The organism is Streptomyces pactum (genome assembly GCF_002005225.1).
Taxonomy (GTDB): Bacteria; Actinomycetota; Actinomycetes; order Streptomycetales; family Streptomycetaceae; genus Streptomyces; species Streptomyces pactum_A.
This window is the reverse complement of record NZ_CP019724.1, coordinates 5,203,129-5,224,057: the sequence shown is the minus strand read 5'-3', so window position 1 is coordinate 5,224,057 and position 20,929 is coordinate 5,203,129. Positions and strand designations below refer to the sequence as shown.

The 20,929-nt window shown below is 72.2% G+C and carries 14 protein-coding genes; 11 read left to right on the top strand and 3 right to left on the bottom strand.

Annotated elements, in window-relative coordinates; genetic code table 11:
- The first annotated feature begins 568 nt into the window (after positions 1–568).
- The 4 genes from B1H29_RS22275 (at position 569) to B1H29_RS22260 (ending at position 4,592) form a co-directional block, all read left to right on the top strand.
- Positions 569–1,114: a cysteine dioxygenase gene (locus B1H29_RS22275; RefSeq protein ID WP_055417254.1), complete on the top strand. Its 546-nt coding sequence runs from the start codon at positions 569–571 to the stop codon at positions 1,112–1,114.
- A 33-nt stretch (positions 1,115–1,147) separates the two neighbouring features.
- Positions 1,148–2,107: a 2-phospho-L-lactate transferase gene (gene cofD, locus B1H29_RS22270; RefSeq protein ID WP_055417255.1), complete on the top strand. Its 960-nt coding sequence runs from the start codon at positions 1,148–1,150 to the stop codon at positions 2,105–2,107.
- Entirely contained in the window at positions 2,104–3,483 is a 1,380-nt protein-coding gene (locus B1H29_RS22265) for a coenzyme F420-0:L-glutamate ligase (RefSeq protein WP_107095231.1), read from the top strand. The genes cofD and B1H29_RS22265 overlap by 4 nt, the downstream gene beginning before the upstream one ends.
- Before the next feature lie 104 nt (positions 3,484–3,587).
- Positions 3,588–4,592: a DNA-3-methyladenine glycosylase family protein gene (locus B1H29_RS22260; protein ID WP_055417256.1), complete on the top strand. Its 1,005-nt coding sequence runs from the start codon at positions 3,588–3,590 to the stop codon at positions 4,590–4,592.
- Between the two features lie 662 nt (positions 4,593–5,254).
- Here B1H29_RS22260 and B1H29_RS22255 read toward each other — a convergent pair.
- Entirely contained in the window at positions 5,255–6,337 is a 1,083-nt protein-coding gene (locus B1H29_RS22255) for a nucleotidyltransferase family protein (RefSeq protein ID WP_055417257.1), read from the bottom strand.
- 103 nt (positions 6,338–6,440) lie between these two features.
- A complete protein-coding gene (locus B1H29_RS22250; protein WP_055417258.1) occupies positions 6,441–7,910 on the bottom strand; it encodes a peptidoglycan recognition protein family protein in 1,470 nt (489 codons plus the stop codon).
- Between the two features lie 139 nt (positions 7,911–8,049).
- Here B1H29_RS22250 and B1H29_RS22245 point away from each other — a divergent pair, with 139 nt between their 5' ends.
- The 6 genes from B1H29_RS22245 (at position 8,050) to B1H29_RS22220 (ending at position 18,204) form a co-directional block, all read left to right on the top strand.
- Complete coding sequence (locus B1H29_RS22245; RefSeq protein WP_055417259.1) at positions 8,050–8,814, top strand: TIGR03089 family protein; 765 nt, start codon at positions 8,050–8,052, stop codon at positions 8,812–8,814.
- A 576-nt stretch (positions 8,815–9,390) separates the two neighbouring features.
- Entirely contained in the window at positions 9,391–10,605 is a 1,215-nt protein-coding gene (locus B1H29_RS22240; RefSeq protein WP_055417766.1) for an LCP family protein, read from the top strand.
- Positions 10,606–10,888: 283 nt separating this feature from the next.
- Positions 10,889–12,640: an LCP family protein gene (locus B1H29_RS22235; protein ID WP_055417260.1), complete on the top strand. Its 1,752-nt coding sequence runs from the start codon at positions 10,889–10,891 to the stop codon at positions 12,638–12,640.
- A gap of 199 nt (positions 12,641–12,839) precedes the next feature.
- The gene (locus B1H29_RS22230; RefSeq protein WP_079160390.1) at positions 12,840–14,543 is read left to right on the top strand and encodes an LCP family protein; all 1,704 of its coding nucleotides are present in this window, start codon (positions 12,840–12,842) and stop codon (positions 14,541–14,543) included.
- Between the two features lie 206 nt (positions 14,544–14,749).
- On the top strand, positions 14,750–16,507 hold the full coding sequence (locus B1H29_RS22225) for an LCP family protein (protein ID WP_199832290.1): 1,758 nt from the start codon (positions 14,750–14,752) through the stop codon (positions 16,505–16,507).
- A gap of 77 nt (positions 16,508–16,584) precedes the next feature.
- Complete coding sequence (locus B1H29_RS22220) at positions 16,585–18,204, top strand: LCP family protein (RefSeq protein WP_055417261.1); 1,620 nt, start codon at positions 16,585–16,587, stop codon at positions 18,202–18,204.
- An 18-nt stretch (positions 18,205–18,222) separates the two neighbouring features.
- Here B1H29_RS22220 and B1H29_RS22215 read toward each other — a convergent pair whose 3' ends face one another.
- The gene (locus B1H29_RS22215; protein WP_055417262.1) at positions 18,223–19,275 is read right to left on the bottom strand and encodes a glycosyltransferase family 2 protein; all 1,053 of its coding nucleotides are present in this window, start codon (positions 19,273–19,275) and stop codon (positions 18,223–18,225) included.
- Between the two features lie 274 nt (positions 19,276–19,549).
- On the opposite strand from B1H29_RS22215, the gene B1H29_RS22210 reads away from it, so the two are divergent.
- Positions 19,550–20,926: an LCP family protein gene (locus tag B1H29_RS22210; RefSeq protein ID WP_055417263.1), complete on the top strand. Its 1,377-nt coding sequence runs from the start codon at positions 19,550–19,552 to the stop codon at positions 20,924–20,926.
- The last annotated feature ends 3 nt before the right edge of the window (positions 20,927–20,929 follow it).

Below are 20,929 nucleotides of genomic sequence, written 5' to 3'. Positions count from 1 at the left end.
GGCCCCTTATTCACTCTGCGGAACCAAGGCCAAGCGGAAAGTGTTCAAATCGCCTTAAACCTCGACATACCAACGTGAGCCCCGAAGGCGCCCCGCTCGCGCAGAACCCGCACCAGGAAGGACGCCCCGGCGATCGATCCCGTTCCGATACACACGCCGAAGCGAACCTGATCACATTCGGATCACGAGATCGCAACGGGGGTTGTGCGCCCGGCTTGTGCGCCATGTGTCCCGGAAGCCCCCTGAGCAAACCTTTCACCTGTGAGATGAACCGGATGAGGTGAACCATGTCCCACATAACGGGCATCAAGTTGACAGTGCCGGTGTGAGCCGCTGTCCTTGTGGGCATGCTCGCGAACTTGGCGCTCGCCTCGACCCGCACCGCCGGGTCCCATGGTGCTGCCCGCGCTCGCTGTAGCTGTTGTCGCTGTTCCAACTGTTGAGCCAACCGCGCTCCGGCTGGTCCCGAGTCCACGCGACTCGACTCTTCGTCGCCCGCCCGACCCGGGCGTGCCCTCTTCGCGTTCCGCCACTCCCCGCACTCTTCCGCCGAGGACCCACCGCACCCATGAACAGCAACAGCGACCTCCAGATCGCCGGCGACATCCTCGAAGTCCCCCACCTCCTGCAGACACCGCGCGAGCACCCGGCCACCGTCGCCGAATTCGCCGGCCTGGCCCGCTCCATCGCCGCCGACCGCTCCCAGTGGGAGCACCTCGTCCGATACGACGCGACGACACGCTGGTACCGCCGGCTGCGCACCGGCCCCGGATACGAGGTGTGGCTGCTGTCCTGGCTGCCCGGCCAGGGCAGCGGACGCCACGACCACGGCCCCTCCTCCGGTGTGCTGACCGTCCTGGACGGCGCCCTGACCGAGCACACCGAGCGCGGCACGCGCGTGTTGCGGGCGGGGCCGGCGGGGGTGACCCCGCTCGAGCGCGGCCGGGAGTGGGGTCGGGTGTTCGCGCCGGGTTACGTGCACGAGGTGGTCAACGACGCGCTGGAGCCGGCGGTCAGCCTGCACGTCTACTTCCCGGGGCTGACGCAGATGCCGATGCACTCCGCGCGGTGCGCGGGCGCCGGTGCCGGTGCCGGTGCTGTGACGACTGCCTGACGCACTGTCGTACCCGCCTGCGAGACTGGGGCCATGCGCATTGTGGTTCTGGCAGGCGGCATCGGCGGTGCACGGTTCCTGCGTGGTCTGAAGCAGGCCGCGCCGGACGCGGACATCACGGTCATCGGCAACACCGGGGACGACATCCACCTCTTCGGGCTGAAGGTCTGCCCGGACCTCGACACGGTGATGTACACGCTCGGCGGCGGCATCAACGAGGAGCAGGGCTGGGGACGGACCGACGAGACCTTCCATCTCAAGGAGGAGCTCGCGGCGTACGGCGTCGGACCCGAGTGGTTCGGGCTCGGCGACCGCGACTTCGCCACGCACATCGTGCGGACGCAGATGATCGCCGCCGGCTATCCGCTCAGCGCGGTGACCCAGGCCCTGTGCGACCGCTGGAAACCCGGCGTGCACCTCATTCCGATGACCGACGACCGCGTGGAGACCCACGTCGCCGTCGAGCTCGACGGGGAGCGCAAGGCGGTCCACTTCCAGGAGTACTGGGTACGGCTGCGGGCCTCGGTCCCCGCCGAGGCGGTCGTACCGGTCGGCGCCGAGCAGGCGAAGCCGGCGCCCGGGGTCCTGGAGGCCATCGCGGAGGCGGACGTGATCCTCTTCCCGCCGTCCAACCCGGTCGTATCGGTCGGCACGATCCTCGCCGTGCCCGGCGTCCGGGAGGCGATCGCCGACGCCGGGGTCCCGGTGGTCGGCCTCTCCCCGATCGTCGGGGACGCGCCCGTGCGCGGGATGGCGGACAAGGTACTCGCGGCGGTCGGCGTGGAGTCCACCGCGGCCGCGGTCGCCGAGTACTACGGCTCGGGTCTGCTCGACGGCTGGCTGGTCGACACCGTCGACTCGGACTCCGTCACGCGCGTGAAGGCGGCCGGCATCCTGTGCCGCGCCGTCCCGCTGATGATGACCGGCCTCGACGCGACGGCGCAGATGGCCCGGGATGCGCTGACGCTGGCGGAGGAGGTACGGGAGGCATGAGCGACGGCGTGCGTGACGATGCGCCCGTCCATCGTCCCGGCCACCGGGACGGCCACCGGGACGGCCACCGGGACGGCGCCCGGGAGGGTTACCGGGTGTGGGCCGTCCCCGGGCTGCCGGAGGTGCGGCCGGGCGACGACCTGGCCAAGCTGATCGCGGCGGCCGAGCCCGGGCTGGCGGACGGGGACGTGCTGCTCGTCACGTCCAAGATCGTGTCCAAGGCCGAGGGACGTGTCGTGGAGGCCACCGACCGGGAGGCCGCGATCGACGCGGAGACCGTCCGGGTGGTGGCCCGGCGCGGCGCGCTGCGCATCGTCGAGAACCGCCAGGGTCTGGTCCTGGCCGCGGCCGGGGTCGACGCCTCCAACACGCCCTCCGGGACGGTGCTGCTGCTCCCCCGGGACCCGGACGCCTCAGCGCGCGGCATCCGCGACGGACTGCGCGACGCGCTCGGCATCGACGTCGGCGTGGTCGTCACCGACACGTTCGGACGGCCCTGGCGGGCCGGGCTCACGGACGTGGCCATCGGCGCCGCCGGTGTGCGGGTCCTCGACGACCTGCGCGGGGGCACCGACGCGCACGGCAATCCGCTCGGCGCCACCGTCGTCGCCACCGCCGACGAACTCGCCGCCGCGGGCGACCTGGTCAAGGGGAAGGCGGCGGGACTCCCCGTCGCCGTCGTGCGCGGGCTGCCGCAGGTGGTGGCCGGGGACGACGGCGAGGGCGCGCGGGCGATGGTGCGCGGCGCGCGTGACGACATGTTCCGGCTGGGCACGTCGGAGGCGGTACGGCAGGCGGTCACCCAGCGCCGTACCGTACGGGCCTTCACGGACGAGCCGGTCGACCCCGGTGCCGTACGCCGGGCGGTGGCCGCGGCGGTGACCGCGCCGGCGCCGCACCACACGACGCCGTGGCGTTTCGTGCTGCTGGAGTCGGCCGGCTCCCGCACCCGGCTGCTGGACGCGATGCGGGACGCCTGGATCGCGGACCTGCGGCGGGACGGCAAGAGCGAGGAGTCGATCGCCAAGCGGGTCAGGCGCGGCGACGTGCTGCGCAACGCGCCGTACCTCGTCGTCCCCTGCCTGGTCATGGACGGCTCGCACACGTACGGCGACGCGCGTCGCGACGGGGCCGAGCGGGAGATGTTCGTGGTCGCCACCGGCGCCGGCGTGCAGAACCTGCTCGTCGCGCTCGCCGGGGAGCGGCTGGGGTCGGCCTGGGTGTCCTCCACGATGTTCTGCCGGGACGTCGTACGGGAGGTGCTGGGGCTGCCGGGGGACTGGGATCCGATGGGCGCGGTCGCGGTCGGTCATCCGGCGGGGGAACCGCGGGCGCGCCCGGAGCGGGACGCGGGGGCCTTCATCGAGGTGCGGTGAGGAGGTGCGGTGACCCGGCCGGGCGAGCATCTACCCTCGTAGGGACTTCGCCTTTCCCCCCACCTCGCCTTCCCTCCGTCTCCCTCGCGTCAAGGACCTCACTCGTGGCAGGACGTTTCGCTCCCCGGATCCCGCGTACGAGTGTGCGCGGCGGGGAGCTCACCGGGTCCGCGGGCGGGGTGCCGCGGCAGGCCGCCGCGCCGGGGAAGGTGCGGGTGTGGGTGCCGGACGGGCCACTGGACCTCGGGCTGGTGCTCGGTCCCCTGCGGCGCGGGCCGGGCGACCCGACGTTCCGGACGATGCCGGACGGGTCGGTGTGGCGGGCCAGCCGGACGCCCGCCGGGCCGGGCACGCTGCGCGTCACCGCGCGCGGCGGTGAGGTGCGGGGCGAGGCCTGGGGGCCGGGGGCGGACTGGCTGCTGGAGCGGTTGCCGCGGATGCTGGGCGCCGACGACGACCCGTCCGCGTTCGTGCCGCGGCACCGGCTGCTGGCGTTCACGGCGCACCGGCGGCCGGGGCTGCGGCTGACGCGGACCGGGCTGGTGCTGGAGTCACTGATTCCGTCGGTCCTGGAGCAGAAGGTCACGACGCTGGAGGCGTACCAGGCGTGGCGGCTGCTCGTACGGAAGTACGGGGAACCTGCGCCGGGACCCGCGCCCGGGCGGATGTGCGTCATGCCGTCGGCGCGGACGTGGGCGCTGATCCCGTCCTGGGACTGGCACCTGGCCGGGGTGGACAACAAGCGGGCGTCCACGATTCTGCGGGCCGTACGGGTCGCGGCGCGGCTGGAGGAGTCGGCCGGGATGGAGCCGGCGGCGGCGCAGGAGCGGCTGGAGGTCGTGTCCGGGATCGGGCCGTGGACGTCCGCGGAGACCGTGCAGCGCAGTCACGGAGCGCCGGATGCGGTGACGGTGGGGGATCTGCATCTGCCGGGGATCGTGGGGTTCGCGCTGGGCGGGGACCGGGATGCGGATGACTCCGTCATGCTGCGGCTGTTGGAGCCGTATGCCGGGCAGCGGCATCGAGCGGCTCGGCTGGTGCTGCTGAGCGGGCGGGTGCCGGGGCGGCGGGCGCCGCGGATGGCTCCGCGGGGGATCGAGCGGATTTGAGGGGCCGGGGCTGACGGGTTGTCCGGCGGGCGGACGGGGCGGCGCGGCCGGGTGTCCGGCGGATCGGGGTGGCTGACGTGGACGGGCGCGGCCGGGTGCCCGGCGGGATGAGGCGGCGGACCCGGCCGGCACCGCCACGCGCCCGGCGAGACGGAACCGGTGTCGCAGACCGGCACCGCCACACGTCCGGCGGGCATGCGGACCAAGGCGGGAACGCGGACCGGCGCTGCCACGCGCCCGGCGAGACGGAACCGGTCTCGCAGACCAGCACCGCCACGCGCCCGCCGGGCATGCGGACCAAGGCGGGAACGCGGACCGGCGCTGCCACGCGCCCGGCGAGACGGAACCGGTCTCGCAGACCAGCACCGCCACGCGCCCGCCGGGCATGCGGACCAAGGCGGGAACGCGGACCGGCACCGCCACGTGCCGATGCGCCCACCCGTGCCGCCCCAGCGGCACGACTGCCCGCCGCTGCGGCTGGCACGGCTGCTCGCGGCTGGGGCGGCACGTCACCGCGCGCGGCTGCGCGGGGCGACACGCGGCTGCGCGCAGGCGGGGCCGGCACACGGCTGTTCGCGACTGCGCGGGGCGGCACACGGCTGTTCGCGGTTACGCGGGGCGGCGCGCGGTGCGTGGGGTGGTTCGCGGCTGCGTGAGGTGGGTTACGTGTCGGATGAGAAGCGGAGGGCTGCCGGGGGGATGTGGGCGTCGCACCAGATTCGGGCGCCGGAGCGGAGTTCGTTGTCGGCGCCGATGACGGCGCCGTCGCCGATGACCGTGTCGGTGAGAACCGTGCGGGTGCCGACGCGGGCGCGGGTGCCGACGAGGGAGTCGGTGATCACGGCGCCGGGCTCGATGACGGCGCCGGGCAGGATCGTGCTGCCGAAGACGCGCGCGCCCTGAGCCACGAAGGCGCCCTCGCCGACCACCGTGCCGCCGGCCAGTTTGGCGTCGGGCGCGACCCGGGCCGTGGGCAGGACGAGGCGGTCGCCGCAGCGGCCCGGTATCGCCGGGGACGGGGCGCGGCCGAGGACCAGGTCGGCCGAGCCGCGCACGAAGGCCGCCGGGGTGCCGAGGTCCAGCCAGTACGTGGAGTCGACCATGCCCTGGAGATGCGCTCCGGTGGCGAGGAGTTCCGGGAAGGTCTCGCGTTCGACCGAGACGGGGCGGCCGGCCGGGATCGTGTCGATGACCGAGCGGCGGAAGACGTACGCCCCCGCGTTGATCTGGTCGGTGACGATCTCCTCGGGGGTCTGGGGCTTCTCCAGGAAGGCGAGCACCCGGCCCGTGCCGTCCGTCGGGACCAGGCCGTACGCCCTCGGGTCGGTCACCTTCGTCAGGTGCAGGGAGACGTCCGCGCCCGTCGTCCCGTGGGTGCGGACCAGCGCGCCGATGTCCAGGCCCGTCAGGATGTCGCCGTTGAAGACGAGGACCGGGTCGTCGGGGCCCGAGTGCAGCCGGGACGCCACGTTGCGGATCGCGCCGCCGGTGCCGAGCGGCTCCTCCTCCGTGACGTACTCGAGGTGGAGGCCCAGGGCGGAGCCGTCGCCGAAGTACGGTTCGAAGACCTCCGCCAGGTAGCTCGTCGCCAGCACGATGTGGTCGACGCCCGCCGCCTTCGCCCGCGCGAGCTGATGCGTGAGGAACGGCACCCCCGCCGCCCTGACCATGGGCTTGGGCGTGTGCACCGTGAGCGGCCGCAGCCGCGTGCCCTTGCCACCGACCAGGAGGATCGCTTCTGTCACCGTCGTCTCTGCTTCCTGCCGGGACCGGCCGAACTGTCTTTCGGCCGGCCAGTGTATGCAGACCGTGCCCTGGCGCCTTCGGTGGTCGTGCGGTGTCGCGCCCTCAGCGGCCCTGGTACTTGGCAGCCTTCGAGCGGGTCGTGCCGAGCTTGCCGTAGAGCTTCTTGCCGGGGCAGCTCGTGACGAAGCCGTCGCGGTGACCCGAGATGACGTTCAGTCGTACCTTCTTGCCTTTTCGGTAGAGATTGCCACCACCGGACTTCAGGTATGTCTTCCCGCGCGGATTCATGCCGTACAGACCGAGCTTCCACGCGGTGAGCCGGGCGACCGCCTTCACAGCGGCCGACGACGGCTTCTTGGAGCTGTATGTGCCGAGTACGGCGATGCCCATGCTGTTGGAGTTGAACCCCAGGGTGTGGGCACCCAGTACCGCCTTGGACACGCCCCCGGCCCGTCCCTCGTAGATCTTTCCGCACTTGTCGACGAGGAAGTTGTAGCCGAGGTCGCGCCAGCCCATGCTGTTGACGTGGTAGCGGTAGATACTGCGAATGACTGACGGCGCCTGCGAGCAGCGGTAGTTGTTGCCGGTGGCCGAGTGGTGCACGAAGGCCGCCTTGACCTTCTTCGTGTACACGAACTTCTTCCCGCGCAGCCCTTCGTTGGCGCCCCAGCCGCGGCGCGTGGTGATGCTCGGGCGGGGTCCGACGTACGGCTTGGCCTTGTGCCGCGCGGCGAGTTCGGCCTCGGTCCGGGTCCGGCTCAGGGCCGGGATCTCGGTGGCGCCGAGCGGGGCGAGTCCGGCGTTCACGGCGGAGGCGGCGACGGCTTCGGCGGACTCGGCGGTCATGGCGGTGGTGCGCGGGCCGTCCTCCGGCCCCGGGGCCGCCGCGGGCGGGGCGCCCTCGCCGGGGTCGACGAGTTCGAGGCGCATGCCGGTGGGGAGGGGGGAGGCGGCGGCCGGGGCGGCTGCGTCGGCCGCGGTGGCTCTGCCGGGGACGGTGGTGCCGGCGGTCCCGGCGGTCCGGGCGGTCCCGGTGGTCCGGGCGGTCCCGGTGGTCCGGGCGGTCCGGGTGGTCCGGGTGGCCTCCGGGATGCTTTCCGCCCGCACCCGTACCTCCACCCCGTCGGACTCGCCCACCCACAGCGGGGCGGTGGCGCCACGGACGCGGCCCGAGGTGCTCTCGGGGGTGCCGGGGTCGGCGGCGTGGTCGACGTTGTGGGTCTCCAACTGCCGCCAGTCGGACCAGGTGCCGGTGGCGGTGGCGCGGGTGCGGACCTGGACGTGGCCGTGGAGTTCGGCGGCCGGGTCGTCCCAGACGACACCGACCAGCGAGAAGTGCCGTACGTCCCGGCGGGGGACGCCCTGTTCGACGGCGCCGGGGGCACGGTCGCGGGTGAGGGGGGCGAGGGGCAGCGACTGGGTGCTGCCGGGGACGTATGCCTCGGACTGCGCCGTTCTTCCGGGCGTGGGCGAAACCGCGGAGGTGGCTGCCGCCGCCGCGGGCGGGGCGAGCGGGAGCGCCAGGGCGGCCGCGCACGTGACACCGATCGAGGAAGCAAGGAATCCACGCATACTGCTGATCGTTGACATCGTCGTACAAATCTGTCCATCCGTAACCCGACGGCCTTCAGGGCGTTTTCGTCCGAACCGGTGGCGGTGCGGTACGCCGTACGCTCGGTGCGCGCCCGTGGGTCCGCGTACGCTTGCGCGGATGAACGCGACCGACCGCACCCCTGCCGACCTGCTGAGTTCCGCGCTCGCCGCGGACCCGGGACGCCCCCTGGTGACCTTCTACGACGACGCCACCGGCGAACGCGTCGAACTGTCCGTGGCCACCTTCGCCAATTGGGTGGCCAAGACCGCGAACCTGCTCCAGGACGAACTGTCAGTCGAACCCGGCGACCGGGTCGCGCTGCTGCTGCCCGCGCACTGGCAGACGGCGGTGTGGCTGCTGGCGTGCGCGTCGGTGGGTGCCGTCGCCGACATGGCGGGCGATCCGACGGCGGCCGACGTGGTCGTGAGCGGGCCGGAGCCGAAGTCGCTGGAGGCGGCGCGGGCGTGCTCGGGCGCGCGGGTCGCGCTGGCGCTGCGGCCGCTCGGCGGGCGGTTCGTGCCGCGTCCGCCGGAGGGCTTCGCCGACTACGCGGTGGAGGTGCCGGGGCAGGGGGACCGGTTCGTGCCGTACGTGCCGGTCGATCCGGAGGAGCCCGCGCTGATCGTGGCCGGGCGGGAGTTCAGCGGCGCGGAGGTCGTGGAGCGGGCTCGGGCGGAGGCCTCGGGGCTCGGGCTCACGGGGCCGGGGGCACGGATTCTGTCGGGATTGCCGTACGACACCTGGGCGGGGCTGAGCGCGGGGTTGTACGGGCCGCTGGCCAGCGGGGGGTCGGTGGTGTTGTGCCGGCATCTGGAGCTGGCCGGTGCGGGCGTCGTGGACCAGCGGATCGAGGCGGAGCGGGTCTCGGCGACGGCGCGGTGAGGTGCGGCGCGGTGAGGTGCGGCGCGGTGAGGTGCGGCGCGGTGAGGTGCGGCGCGGTGAGGTGCGGAGGTGCCCGCCGGTTGGTGACTCGGCGTTGGGGGTGAGGTGTGTGACCCGGCGCTGACGGGTGCACGGTGCCCCGAGTGTGCGTCAGGTCGACGGCGGCCCGGCGTCGAGGCGGCCCGGCGTCGACCGGGTCCTCGACGCCAGTGTCGGCCCGGCGTCGACCGGGTCCTCGACGCCAGTGTCGGCCCGGCGTCGACCGGGTCCTCGACGCCAGTGTCGGCCCGGCGTCGACCGGGTCCTCGACGCCAGTGTCGGCGCCGGGTGGGGCGGCGTGACGTGGGTCGCGCCCGCGCCCCGGGGCCAGGCCACGGGTGCCGCCAGGCCGGCGGGGCCCCGGCCAGGGTGCGCCGGACCAGGTTCCCCTCGGCGGCGGTCCGACGCCGACGGAAAGGCCCCCAGCGCCCACCCGTGCCACCCCTCCCGGTGCCCCGTTCGGCCCAGTCCCGTTCCGCCTCCGGCGCCCGCTCGGGTCATGGTCGTAGGAGCGCACGTGTGCGGGACGGAGGGAACGTGAGCGATGACGACGCAGGCGCGCCCTCCGACGGGGTCGGTGGCCAGGGGGCCCCGGGGCCCGGTGCGGGGGCGTCCGCGACCGGGAACGGGCTGAGGCGGCGGCGTCGAAGGCGGCTGCTGAGGTGTGCCGGGACAGTGGTCGCCGTACTCGCCGCCGGTGCCGTGGGGGTCGGATGGGCGGTGTACGCCAAGCTGGACGGCAACATCACGTCGGACGAGGCGGCGGCGGCCGAACTCGCCCGGTACGAGAAGGAGCGGCCCACCTCACTGGTCCGCGGCGCCCAGAACGTCCTGCTGATCGGGTCCGACTCGCGGTCCGGCGACGGCAACGAGCGCTACGGGCGGGACGACGGGACCGAGCGGTCGGACACCACGATCCTGCTGCACCTGGCCGCGGGCCGGGACAGCGCCACGGCCGTCTCCCTCCCCCGCGACCTGATGGTGGACGTGCCCGACTGCCGCCGCCCCGACGGGTCGCGCACCGAGCCCGCGTTCGCGCAGTTCAACTACGCCTTCGAGGCGGGCGGTTCGGCGTGCACGATCCGGACCGTGGAGAAGCTGACCGGCATCCGCGTCGACCACCACGTGGTCGTCGACTTCCAGGGCTTCAAGGAGCTGGTCGACGCGCTCGACGGCGTGGAGGTGTGCCTGCGCGAGCCGGTCGACGACAAGGACGCCAAGCTGAGACTGCCCGCGGGCCGGGTGACGCTCGACGGGGAGCAGGCGCTCGGCTACGTCCGCGCCCGCAAGTCGCTGGGCGACGGCAGCGACACCGACCGGATGGACCGGCAGCAGCGTTTCCTGGGGGCGCTCGTCAACAAGGTGCAGAGCAATGACGTACTGCTGAATCCGATGAAGCTGTATCCCGTCCTGGACGCGGCCACGTCGTCTCTCACGACGGATCCGGACCTGGCGAGTCTGCGGGGCCTTTACGACCTCGTGCGCGGGCTGCGCGGCATTCCCACCGAACGCGTGCAATTCCTGACCGTCCCGCGGGAGTCGTACGCGGGCGACGCCAATCGCGACCAACTCGTGGAGCCCGACGCCGAGAAGCTGTTCACCCGTCTGCGGACGGACGAACCCGTGGTGATCGCGGCGGCGAGCGAACCGGATACGCCGACCGGTTCCGGAACGCCCCGCGAACCCGGCGCCGCCGACTCTCCGGCGCCGACGTTCAGCGGGAACACCGCCGCGGAGGACATCTGCGAGTGAAGCGCGCAGCAAGACGACACGAGTCGGGCGCAAGGCCGGCGCAGGGCCGGCACGGAATCCGTGCGGAAGAGCGGACAATTGTCCAAGAAATGCGCTGGATTGCCCAGTTGTAAGTTTCACGGAATGTGCCGCTGCCGTCGTCCCGCACCGAACAGGACGGTTAATGTGAGCGCTCCGGTGTGCCCGGCCCCGCGGTTCTGCCCGAGGCCGGGCACCGAACGAGCGAGACCTGGCGCCTTGAGGGGAAGGCGCCGCGTGGCCCCGACGGAGGATTCGGACAACCGTGGACGCGCAAGGCCGTGGGCGGGCGGAGAACATAGACCCCGCAGACCAGTGGGTACTCAATCCGGACACCGGCGAATACGAACTGCGACTGACCCCTTCCGCACCGCAGTCACCGACGGTTCCGGGCCCCCGCGGTGCCGCACGCCGCGGGTCACGCGGCCGCGGCGCACGGGCGTCGGCGTCCGCCCCCGCGACCGCCCCGGGCCGCGAGGTTCCCCCTCCGCGGCGACGCCGTTCGGCACCCGAGGAGCCGCCGCCCGGCCGGCGCGGGCGGCGGCCGGCGAAGAAGAAGTCGAAGGGCGGGAAGGTCCTGCTGTGGATCGGCGGCACCACGGCGTTCGTCGTCCTCGCCGCCGGTACGGCGGGATACCTCTATCTGGAGCACCTCAACGACAACATCAAGTCCGTCCCCGACGACGGCGCGAGCACCGGCGGCTTCCAGAAGGACAAGGCGATCAACATCCTGCTGATCGGCACCGACAAGCGCACCGGCGCCGGCAACGAGGGCTACGGCGACACGGGCAGCGCAGGCCACGCCGACACCACGATCCTGCTGCACGTGGCCAAGGACCGCTCCAACGCGACCGCGCTCAGCATCCCCCGCGACCTGATCGTCGACATCCCCGACTGCCCGACCACGCAGGAGGACGGGTCCACGAAGGTCATCCCCGGCTCCCCCGGCGTCCGTTTCAACAGGAGCCTCGGGCAGGGCGGCCGTACGCCGAGCTGCACCATGCGAACCGTCACCGAGCTGACCGGGGTCACGCCGGACAACTTCATGGTGGCCGACTTCAACGCGGTCAAGACGCTCACCACAGCGGTCGACGGAGTCGAGGTGTGCCTGGCGAAGGACATCGACGACCCTGACTCGCACCTCAAGCTGCCCGCGGGCGAGCACAAAATCGAGGGCGAGCAGGCGCTGGCCTTCGTGCGCACCCGGCACTCCGTGGGATTCGGCGGCGACCTGAGCCGCATCGAGATCCAGCAGCAGTTCCTCAGCGCCCTGATGCGCAAGCTCAAGTCCAACGACACCCTCACCAGCCCGTCGAAGATGGTGAAACTGGCCGAGGCGGCGACCGAGGCACTGACCGTCGACTCCAAGCTGGACGACATCGGCAAGCTGAAGGACCTCGGGCTGGAGCTGGGCAAGCTCAACACCAAGAACCTGACCTTCGCCACGGTGCCGGTGAAGGACAACCCGGCCGAGAAGGTCAAGGCGACCGTCGTCCTCCAGGAGGAGCCCGCCCAGCAGGTCTTCGACATGATCAGGAACGACGTCTCCTTCACCGAGGTCAGGAAGAAGGAGTCGGAGAAGGAGAAGAAGGAGAAGGCCGCCGTCGCCGCCCGCCTCGAGGGCGAGAAGTCCGAACCCTCCGAGATCCGCGTCCGCGTCCTCAACGGCGGCGCCTCCGGCGGCAGCGCCCAGCGGGAGTTGACCTACCTCCAGACCGAGGCCGGTGTCACCAAGTCCGAGAACGGCGGGAACGCCCCGGCCGACGTCGCCAGGACCACCCTCGAGTACGCCCCCGACCAGGCAGCCCAGGCCCGCGCCCTCGCCGAGATCCTCGGCCTGTCCGGCGCCGCCATGAAGCCCGGCGAGAGCGTCACCAACGCCCAGGGCCTGCCCACCATGACCCTCACCCTCGGCAAGGACTTCAAGGGCGCGGGGGTCAAACTCGACGCCGCCTCCGCGAAGGCGCCCGAAGAGGCCCGGAAGTCCACGGCGGACAAGGTCGCGTGCGCGAAGTGACCTGACGGGCTCCACGTGCGTCTGACAGTACGACAGTCCGTTGCTGCGCCCGGGAGACGGCTGGGACAGGAGTAGCCCTCCGGGACGCGCGAGCAATCCGTCGGGACCGCCGTACAGCCAACGAGGGGGTCCGGGCGTCCAACTGTGCGAACAGGTAGCGCGCACGGGGACGTGCAGGGGCCCGCGGGTGGGGAGAGGCATGACGCAGAGCAGTGTGCAAGGGGAGGGGACACGGCCGGGCGCCGTCCGGCACACCCCGGGCGCCAGGGGCGGCGCCCCGGGCGGAGGCGGCTCGGGCGCGGGCGGGCGGGGGGAGCAGGGCGGCGACGGCAGGCGGTCCGGGCGACGGCGCGCCGGACGCCGGCACCGCGCGCTCCGCTGGTCCGCGTCCACCCTCGCGGTGCTGATACTCGGGACGGCGGGCGCCGGATACCTCTATTACGAGCACCTGAACGGCAACATCGAGAAGGGCGAGCGCAGCAGCGGCGACTCCAAGGCGGACAAGCCCGAGCCGAACGCCGCCGGGCAGACTCCCCTCAACATCCTGCTGATCGGCTCCGACAGCCGTGCCTCCGACGCCAACGTGGCGCTGGGCGGGGGCAGGAATCACCGCGACAACCCGCCGCTCGGCGATGTGCAGATGCTGATCCACCTGGCCGCGGACCGCAAGAGCGCCGCGGTCGTGAGCGTCCCCCGCGACACCCGGGTCGACATCCCCGAGTGCACCGACCCGGAAACGGGCGAGAAGTACCCGGCGACCAACACGATCATCAACGAGTCGCTGGGCCGCGGCGGCGCCGGCTGCACCCTGGCCACCTGGGAGAACCTCACCGGCGTCTACATCGACCACTGGATGACGATCGACTTCGCGGGCGTCGTGTCGATGGCGGACGCCGTGGGCGGGGTCGAGGTCTGTGTGCGACAGAACGTGTGGGACCGCCCGCTGCCCGGCGTGCCCGGCGGCTCGGGTCTGAAGATGAAGGCCGGCCGGCACAAGGTGCAGGGCGAGCAGGCGCTCCAGTGGCTGCGCACGCGTCACGCCTTCTTCAGCGACCTGGGACGCGCCGAGGCCCAGCACATGTACATGACCTCGATGATCCGCACTCTGAAGCAGCAGAACGTCTTCACCGACACGGGCAGGCTGATGAACCTGGCCGAGGCGGCCACGAAGTCGCTGACGGTCTCCGAGGAGATCGGCACGGTCAAGAAGCTGTACGACCTGGGGATGCAGCTCAAGACGGTACCGACGGACCGCATCACCATGACGACGATGCCCACCGTCCAGGACGACCGGAACAAGAACCACCTGCTCCCGGCCGGCGCCGACGCGGAGAAGGTGTGGGCGATGCTCCGCGACGACGTGTCCTTCGACGACAAGGGCGGCAAGGGCGGCGGCAAGGGCGCCACGGGAGAGGACACCGGAAAGGACGCCGGGAAGGACAGCGGGAAGGAGTCCGGCGAGAAGCCCACCGAGGACTCCGCCGCTCCCGACTCCGAGATCGGCGTCACCGTCCGGAACGCCACGCGCTCCACCACCCTCGGTCCGGTCACCGGCCGTGCGGGCTCGGTCGCCCGGACGCTGGTGCAGAAGGGCTTCGGCAAGGCGACGACGGACACCTCGGCCGCACTCTCCGAGGACAAGACCGTGGTCCGATATCCGAGCGCCGAGTCGGCGGGCGACGCCCGGCGGGTCGCCGAGGCGCTGGGAATTCCGGCGAACGCGGTGCGGCAGTCGGCGGACGTGTCCGGGATCACGCTCGTCGTGGGAGCGGACTGGCGCTCGGGCGCGTCGTACCCGGAACAGGAGAAGCCCGAGGCCGGAGACCTGCCGGACAGCAGCGACGCGATCAACGGCTCGGACACCGAGAAGTGCATGGACGTGTACGAGCCGTACCGATGGTAGGAGTTCAGGAAAATAGTAGGGATTGCCCTGTTGTAGGGGTTCCGCATGTGGCACCGGTGTCGTTCGGCACCGAACTGGACGGATAGTGTGAGCGGTCCAGTGCCCCCGCCGCGAGGTCCGCCCTGGCGTCGTGCACATGTTGACCCTTTATCGTGCACCTTCCGGCAGAAGGTGCCGCGTGGCCCCCGACGGAGGATTGGGAGACCGTGGACGCGCAAGGACGTGGGCGGGCAGACGACGTCGATCCCGCAGATCAGTGGGTACTGAATCCGCGCACCGGTGAATACGAACTGCGACTGTCCCCATCCGCACCGCAGTCGCCCGTGCCGGGCCCCCGCAGGCCCGCCCGCGGTGACACCGACGCCTCCTCCCCCGCCGACAGCGGCACCACCGGTTCGGCACGGCGCACGGCCGCGCCCGGCCGGGAGGTCCCGCCCCAGCGGCGGCGCCGTCCGGCACCCGAGGAGCCGGTGCCGGGGCGGCGCGGACGCCGGCCGGCGAAGAAGAAGTCGAAGGGCAGGAAGGCCCTGCTGTGGGTCGGCGGCAGCACCGCCCTCGTCGTCCTCGTGGCCGGCGTCGGCGGCTACGTCTACCTCAAGCACCTCGAGGGCAACGTCTCGACGACGGACGTCGGCAACGCCGGAAGCAGCAGTTTCAGCAAGGACGAGGCCTTCAACATCCTCATCATCGGTACCGACAAGCGAACCGGTGAGGGCAACGAGGGCTACGGCGACAAGGGCAGTGTCGGGCACGCCGACACCACGATCCTGCTGCACGTGGCCAAGGACCGCTCCAACGCGACCGCGCTCAGCATCCCCCGCGACCTGATCGTCGACATCCCCGACTGCGAGACCACGCGGGAGGACGGAACGAAGACGGTCGTCCCCGGTGAGCAGGACGTCCGCTTCAACCGGAGCCTCGGCGAGGGCGGCCGTGACGCGGGCTGCACGATGCGCACCGTGAAGGAGGCGACCGGCATCAAGCCGGACCACTTCATGATGGCCGACTTCAACGCGGTCAAGACGCTCACCACCGCCGTCGACGGCGTCGACGTCTGCGTGGAACACGCCGTCGACGACCCGAAGTCCCATCTCAAGCTGCCCGCGGGCGAGTCGACGGTCGAGGGCGAGCAGGCCCTGGCCTTCGTCCGGACCCGGCACGCGTTCGGCAACGAGGGCGACCTGGACCGCATCGAGGTGCAGCAGCAGTTCCTGGGCTCGCTCATGCGGAAGATGTCCTCCAGCGACACCCTCACCAGCCCCACCAAGCTGGTGAAGCTGGCCGAGGCCGCCACCAAGGCACTGACCGTGGACAAGCCCATCGGCAACGTGGGCACGCTCAAGGACATCGCCCTGGAGCTGAAGAAGGTGCCGACGAAGAACATCACCTTCCTCACCGTGCCGGTGATCGACAACCCGACGGAGAAGGTCAAGGCGACGGTCGTCCCCAACCCGTCGGAGGCACCCCAGGTCTTCGACATGATCAGGAACGACGTCTCCTTCACCGAGGTCAAGAAGAAGGAGTCGGAGAAGGAGAAGAAGGAGAAGGCCGCCGTCGCCGCCCGCCTCGAGGGCGAGAAGTCCGAACCCTCCGAGATCCGCGTCCGCGTCCTCAACGGCGGCGCCTCCGGCGGCAGCGCCCAGCGGGAGTTGACCTACCTCCAGACCGAGGCCGGTGTCACCAAGTCCGAGAACGGCGGGAACGCCCCGGCCGACGTCGCCAGGACCACCCTCGAGTACGCCCCCGACCAGGCAGCCCAGGCCCGCGCCCTCGCCGAGATCCTCGGCCTGTCCGGCGCCGCCATGAAGCCCGGCGAGAGCGTCACCAACGCCCAGGGCCTGCCCACCATGACCCTCACCCTCGGCAAGGACTTCAAGGGCGCGGGGGTCAAACTCGACGCCGCCTCCATCGAGACGCCGGACGTGGAGAAGTCCACGGCCGACCAGAAGCAGTGCGCCAGTTGACCTGACGGGCCCGTCGTACGTCTCACAGGACGGCGACGGGCCCGCGCGGTGGCGCGGGGGTGGGGAGGAACGCGGACATGACGCGGAGCAGTGTGCAGGGGGAGGACACGCGACAGGGCGCATCGAACGCCCCCGAGCGTGCGGAGACCGCCGTCGACGACACGGAGGGCACGGACGACGGTGCCGAGGCCAGCAGACGCCGGCCCCGCAGGGGACGCCGGGTGCTGCGCTGGACGGCGGTGACGCTCGCCGTGCTCATAGCCGGTACGGCCGGCGCCGGTTTCCTCTACTACGAGCACCTCAACGACAACATCAAGAAGGACACCCTGAACCTGGGCGACAGCAAGGTCGCCGCCCCGACGCCGAACGCGGCCGGGCAGACCCCGCTGAACATCCTCGTGATCGGCTCGGACGCGCGGGACAGCGAGGAGAACCAGCAACTCGGCGGCGCCCGCGAGACGTTCGGCTCCACGCCGCTGGCGGACGTGCAGATGCTGGTGCACCTGTCCGCCGACCGCAGCAACATGTCGGTCGTCAGCATGCCGCGCGACACCCTGGTCGAGATCCCCAAGTGCACCGACCCGGACGACGGCAAGGTCTACCCGGCGAGCGAGGGCCGGGTGATGACCAACCGGAGCCTCGGACACGGCGGGCCCGGCTGCACGGTGGCCACCTGGCAGGAGCTGACCGGCATCCACATCGACCACTTCATGATGGTCGACTTCGCGGGTGTGGTGTCGATGGCGGACGCCGTCGGCGGCGTCCCGGTCTGCGTGGACGCCAACATCCACTCGCGCGACAGCCAGGGCCACGGCTCCGGCCTGAAGCTGGAGAAGGGCACGCACCCGGTCAAGGGCGAGCAGGCCCTGCAGTGGCTGCGCACCCGCTACGGCTTCGAGGACGGCAGCGATCTCGCGCGGGCGAACGCCCAGCACATGTACCTGAACTCGATGGTCCGGACGCTGCGCGAGAACGCGACCTTGAGCAGCCCGAACAAGCTGCGCAGGCTGGCCGAGGAGGCCACCCGGGCCCTCACGGTCGACCCGGGCCTCGACACCGTCAAGAAGCTGTACGACCTCAGCAACGAGCTGCGCAAGGTGAAGCCGGAGCGCATCACCATGACCACGATGCCCAACCGGTACGTGGGCGCCCGCGTGGAGCCGACCGAGGACGCGGAACGGCTGTTCCGGCTGGTGCGCGAGGACATCGCGCTGGACGGCAGGGACACCGGGAAGAAGGCGGCCGACGACGAGGAGACGAAGCTGTCGGACGACCCGGCCGCCGCCGACGACGAGATCGCGGTCCAGGTGCGCAACGGCACCCGCACGGACCGCCTCGGCGCGGCCCGCGGACGCTCGAACACGGTCGCGGGGCTGCTGGTGGAGCAGGGCTTCGTCAAGGCGATCGCCGACCCCTCGGTGCTGCCGAGCGAGGACCGTACGGTCGTCCGCTACCCGAGCGCCGACCTGGAGGGCGACGCACAGCGGGTCGCCGAGGCCCTGGGCGTCCCGGCGGACGCGGTGCGGCGGTCGACCGACGTCTCGGGTGTCACGCTCACCGTGGGCGCCGACTGGCGCGAGGGTACGACGTACAGGGCGCCCGCGTCCGACGACCGGACCCCGGAGTCGGCCGAGGCCCTCAACGGCGCGGACGAGAGCGCCTGCATGCACGTGAACCCGGCGTTCACCTGGTCCTGAGCCTGATCCGGCCCGGCGTCACCTGGTCTCGGCGGCGTCGGTGTCGGCGGCCGGCTGCACCGCCGGGCGCCGTGACGCGATGACCCGCCTGGCCAGCGACCGCGGGCTGGTCAGGAAGCCCCAGCCCCACGACATGTGCATGGTGGCCAGCGCCACCGGAATCCGCGCCCGCGCCTTCAGTCCCAGCCCCTTGCCGGCCGGGACCGAGCCCGCGACGATCGCGGCCAGGTAGCCGCCGGGTACGACGAAGCCCCACGGGGTCAGCGCCGCGCCCACCACGACGCCGGCCGCGATGGCGCACACGGCCGTCGGCGGGGCGAGGTAGCGCAGGTTGATGGACCCGGAGTGGTAGCGGGCGACGACGTGCCGCCAGCGACCGTAGTCCTTGTACTGCTTGGCCAGCGCCCGCACGGACGGCCGGGGCCGGTACGACACCTTCAGCTCCGGCGAGAACCAGATGAGGCCCCCGGCCTCGCGGATGCGGAAGTTCAGCTCCCAGTCCTGGGCCCGGATGAACTCCTCGTTGTACCCGCCCTGCCGCTCCAGTGCCTCGCGGCGGAACACGCCGAGGTAGACGGTCTCGGCCGGGGCCGCTTCGCCGCCGGTGTGGAAGGCGGCGTTGCCCACGCCTATCTTCGACGTCATCGCGGCGGCGACGGCGTCCTCCCAGGCGTTCTCGCCCTCGGCGTGCATGATGCCGCCGACGTTCTGCGCGCCGGTCTCCTCCAGGAGCCGCACGGCCGTGGCGATGTAGTTCGGCGACAGCATGCCGTGACCGTCGACGCGGACGACGACCGGATGGCGGGACGCTTTGATCGCGGCGTTCAGCGCGGCGGGCGTACGGCCGGTGGGATTCGGCACGGTGTGCACGCGCGGATCCTCGGCGACGAGTTCGGCGGCGATCTCTTCCGTACGGTCCGCGGAGGGACCGACGGCGATCACGACCTCCATCTCGCCGTCGTACTCCTGGGCGAGGATGGCGCGGACGGCGCCGCGCAGATGCCGCTCCTCGTTGAGGACGGGCATGATCACGGAAACGGCGGGCAGCCGCACGTCGGACTTGGCGTTCATCGGTGCTCACGTTACCGCGAACGGGGGACACGGGTGCGCGCCGCGGGGGTCACAGCCCCGGGCAGCAGATCGTATGGGCCTACGGTGCTCACGGATCCCACGTCCGGCCGCACGGCCCGTCCCCGCGGAGGTGTCACCCTTGCCCACGCCGCCCCGCTCTCCCCGGGTCCCGGCCGCGTCCCCCCGGAGCGGCCCTCCGCCGCAGCGCGGCGGACCGCGTCCGGCCCGCCGCCCGCCCAGGCCCCCCGTACGACGGAAGAAGCCGCGCTGGGCCATGCGGGCGGTGACCGCGCTGTCGGTGGTGGTGCTCGCCTCCGCCGGGATCGGCCACGCGGTGCTCTCCAGGCTGGACTCGGACATCTCGCGGGTCGACGCCTTCAAGGACATGAAGAACCGGCCGCGGGCCGGTGACGGCATGAACGTCCTGCTGGTCGGCACCGACGGCCGTGACCGGATCAGCGAGGAGGAGCGCGAGAAGTACCGGCTCGGCGGCGCCCCCTGCCACTGCACCGACACGATCATGATCGTGCACATCTCGGAGGACCGGGAGCGCGCCAGCGTGGTCAGCCTGCCGCGCGACTCGTACGCCGAGACGCCCGACCACACCGACCGCACCACCGGCGAGCGCCATGAAGGGCACCCGCTCAAGCTGAACGCGGCCTACGCCGAGGGCGGCCCGCAGCTCACCATCCGCACCGTCGAGAACATGACCCGGGTGAAGATCGACCACTATCTGGAGGTCGACTTCACCAGCTTCATGAAGACGGTGGACGTCCTGGGCGGTGTGGAGATCTGCACCGCCGAGCCGCTCGAGGACAGCCACACCGGGCTCGACCTGCCGGCCGGCACCCACCGGCTGATGGGCGGGCAGGCGCTGCAGTACGTCCGCTCCCGCCACCTCGACGGCGCCTCGGACCTGAGCCGGATGAAGCGGCAGCAGCGCTTCATGGCCGCCCTGATCGACCGGGCGACCTCCTCGGGGCTGCTGCTGAACCCGCTGAAGTTCCGCGACGTCACCCGGGCGGTGCTGGGCTCGGTACGGGCGGACAAGGGTTTCGGCACCGACGAGCTGCTGGCGCTGGGGCGGGCGATGCGGAACTTCTCGCCGTCGTCGTCCGAGTTCACCACCGTGCCGATCGGCCAGATGGGCTTCGCCGTCAAGGGCGTCGGCTCGACCCTGAAGTGGGACCAGGCGGGGTCCGAGCGGATCTTCGACGCCCTGCGCGAGGACGAGCCGCTGGCCGAGCCGAAGCCGAAGCCCAAGGGCCCGGCGCCGGTAAGGGTCCCGGTGGACCCGGAGCAGATCCGGGTCCAGGTGGAGAACGGCACGCACACGCGGGGGCTCGGCAAGCGGGTGGACGACGCCCTGGCCGCGACCGGGTTCCGCACCACCGGGGCGCCCAGGAACGCCACCGACCGGGCGGTCGAGCGCACCGTCGTCGCCTTCGACCCCCGCTGGGACCGCTCGGCGAAGTCGCTGGCCGCCGCCCTGCCCGGCAGCGAGCTGCGGCCGGTCGAGGGCCAGGGCCCGACGCTGAAGGTGATCGCGGGCGCCGACTTCGAGCAGGTCGTGAAGGTGCGGCCGGCGGACCCGCCGCGGGAGCCGGGCACGGTGGTGCGGGGTGACGAGGTGGTCTGCGGGAAGGAGTGACCG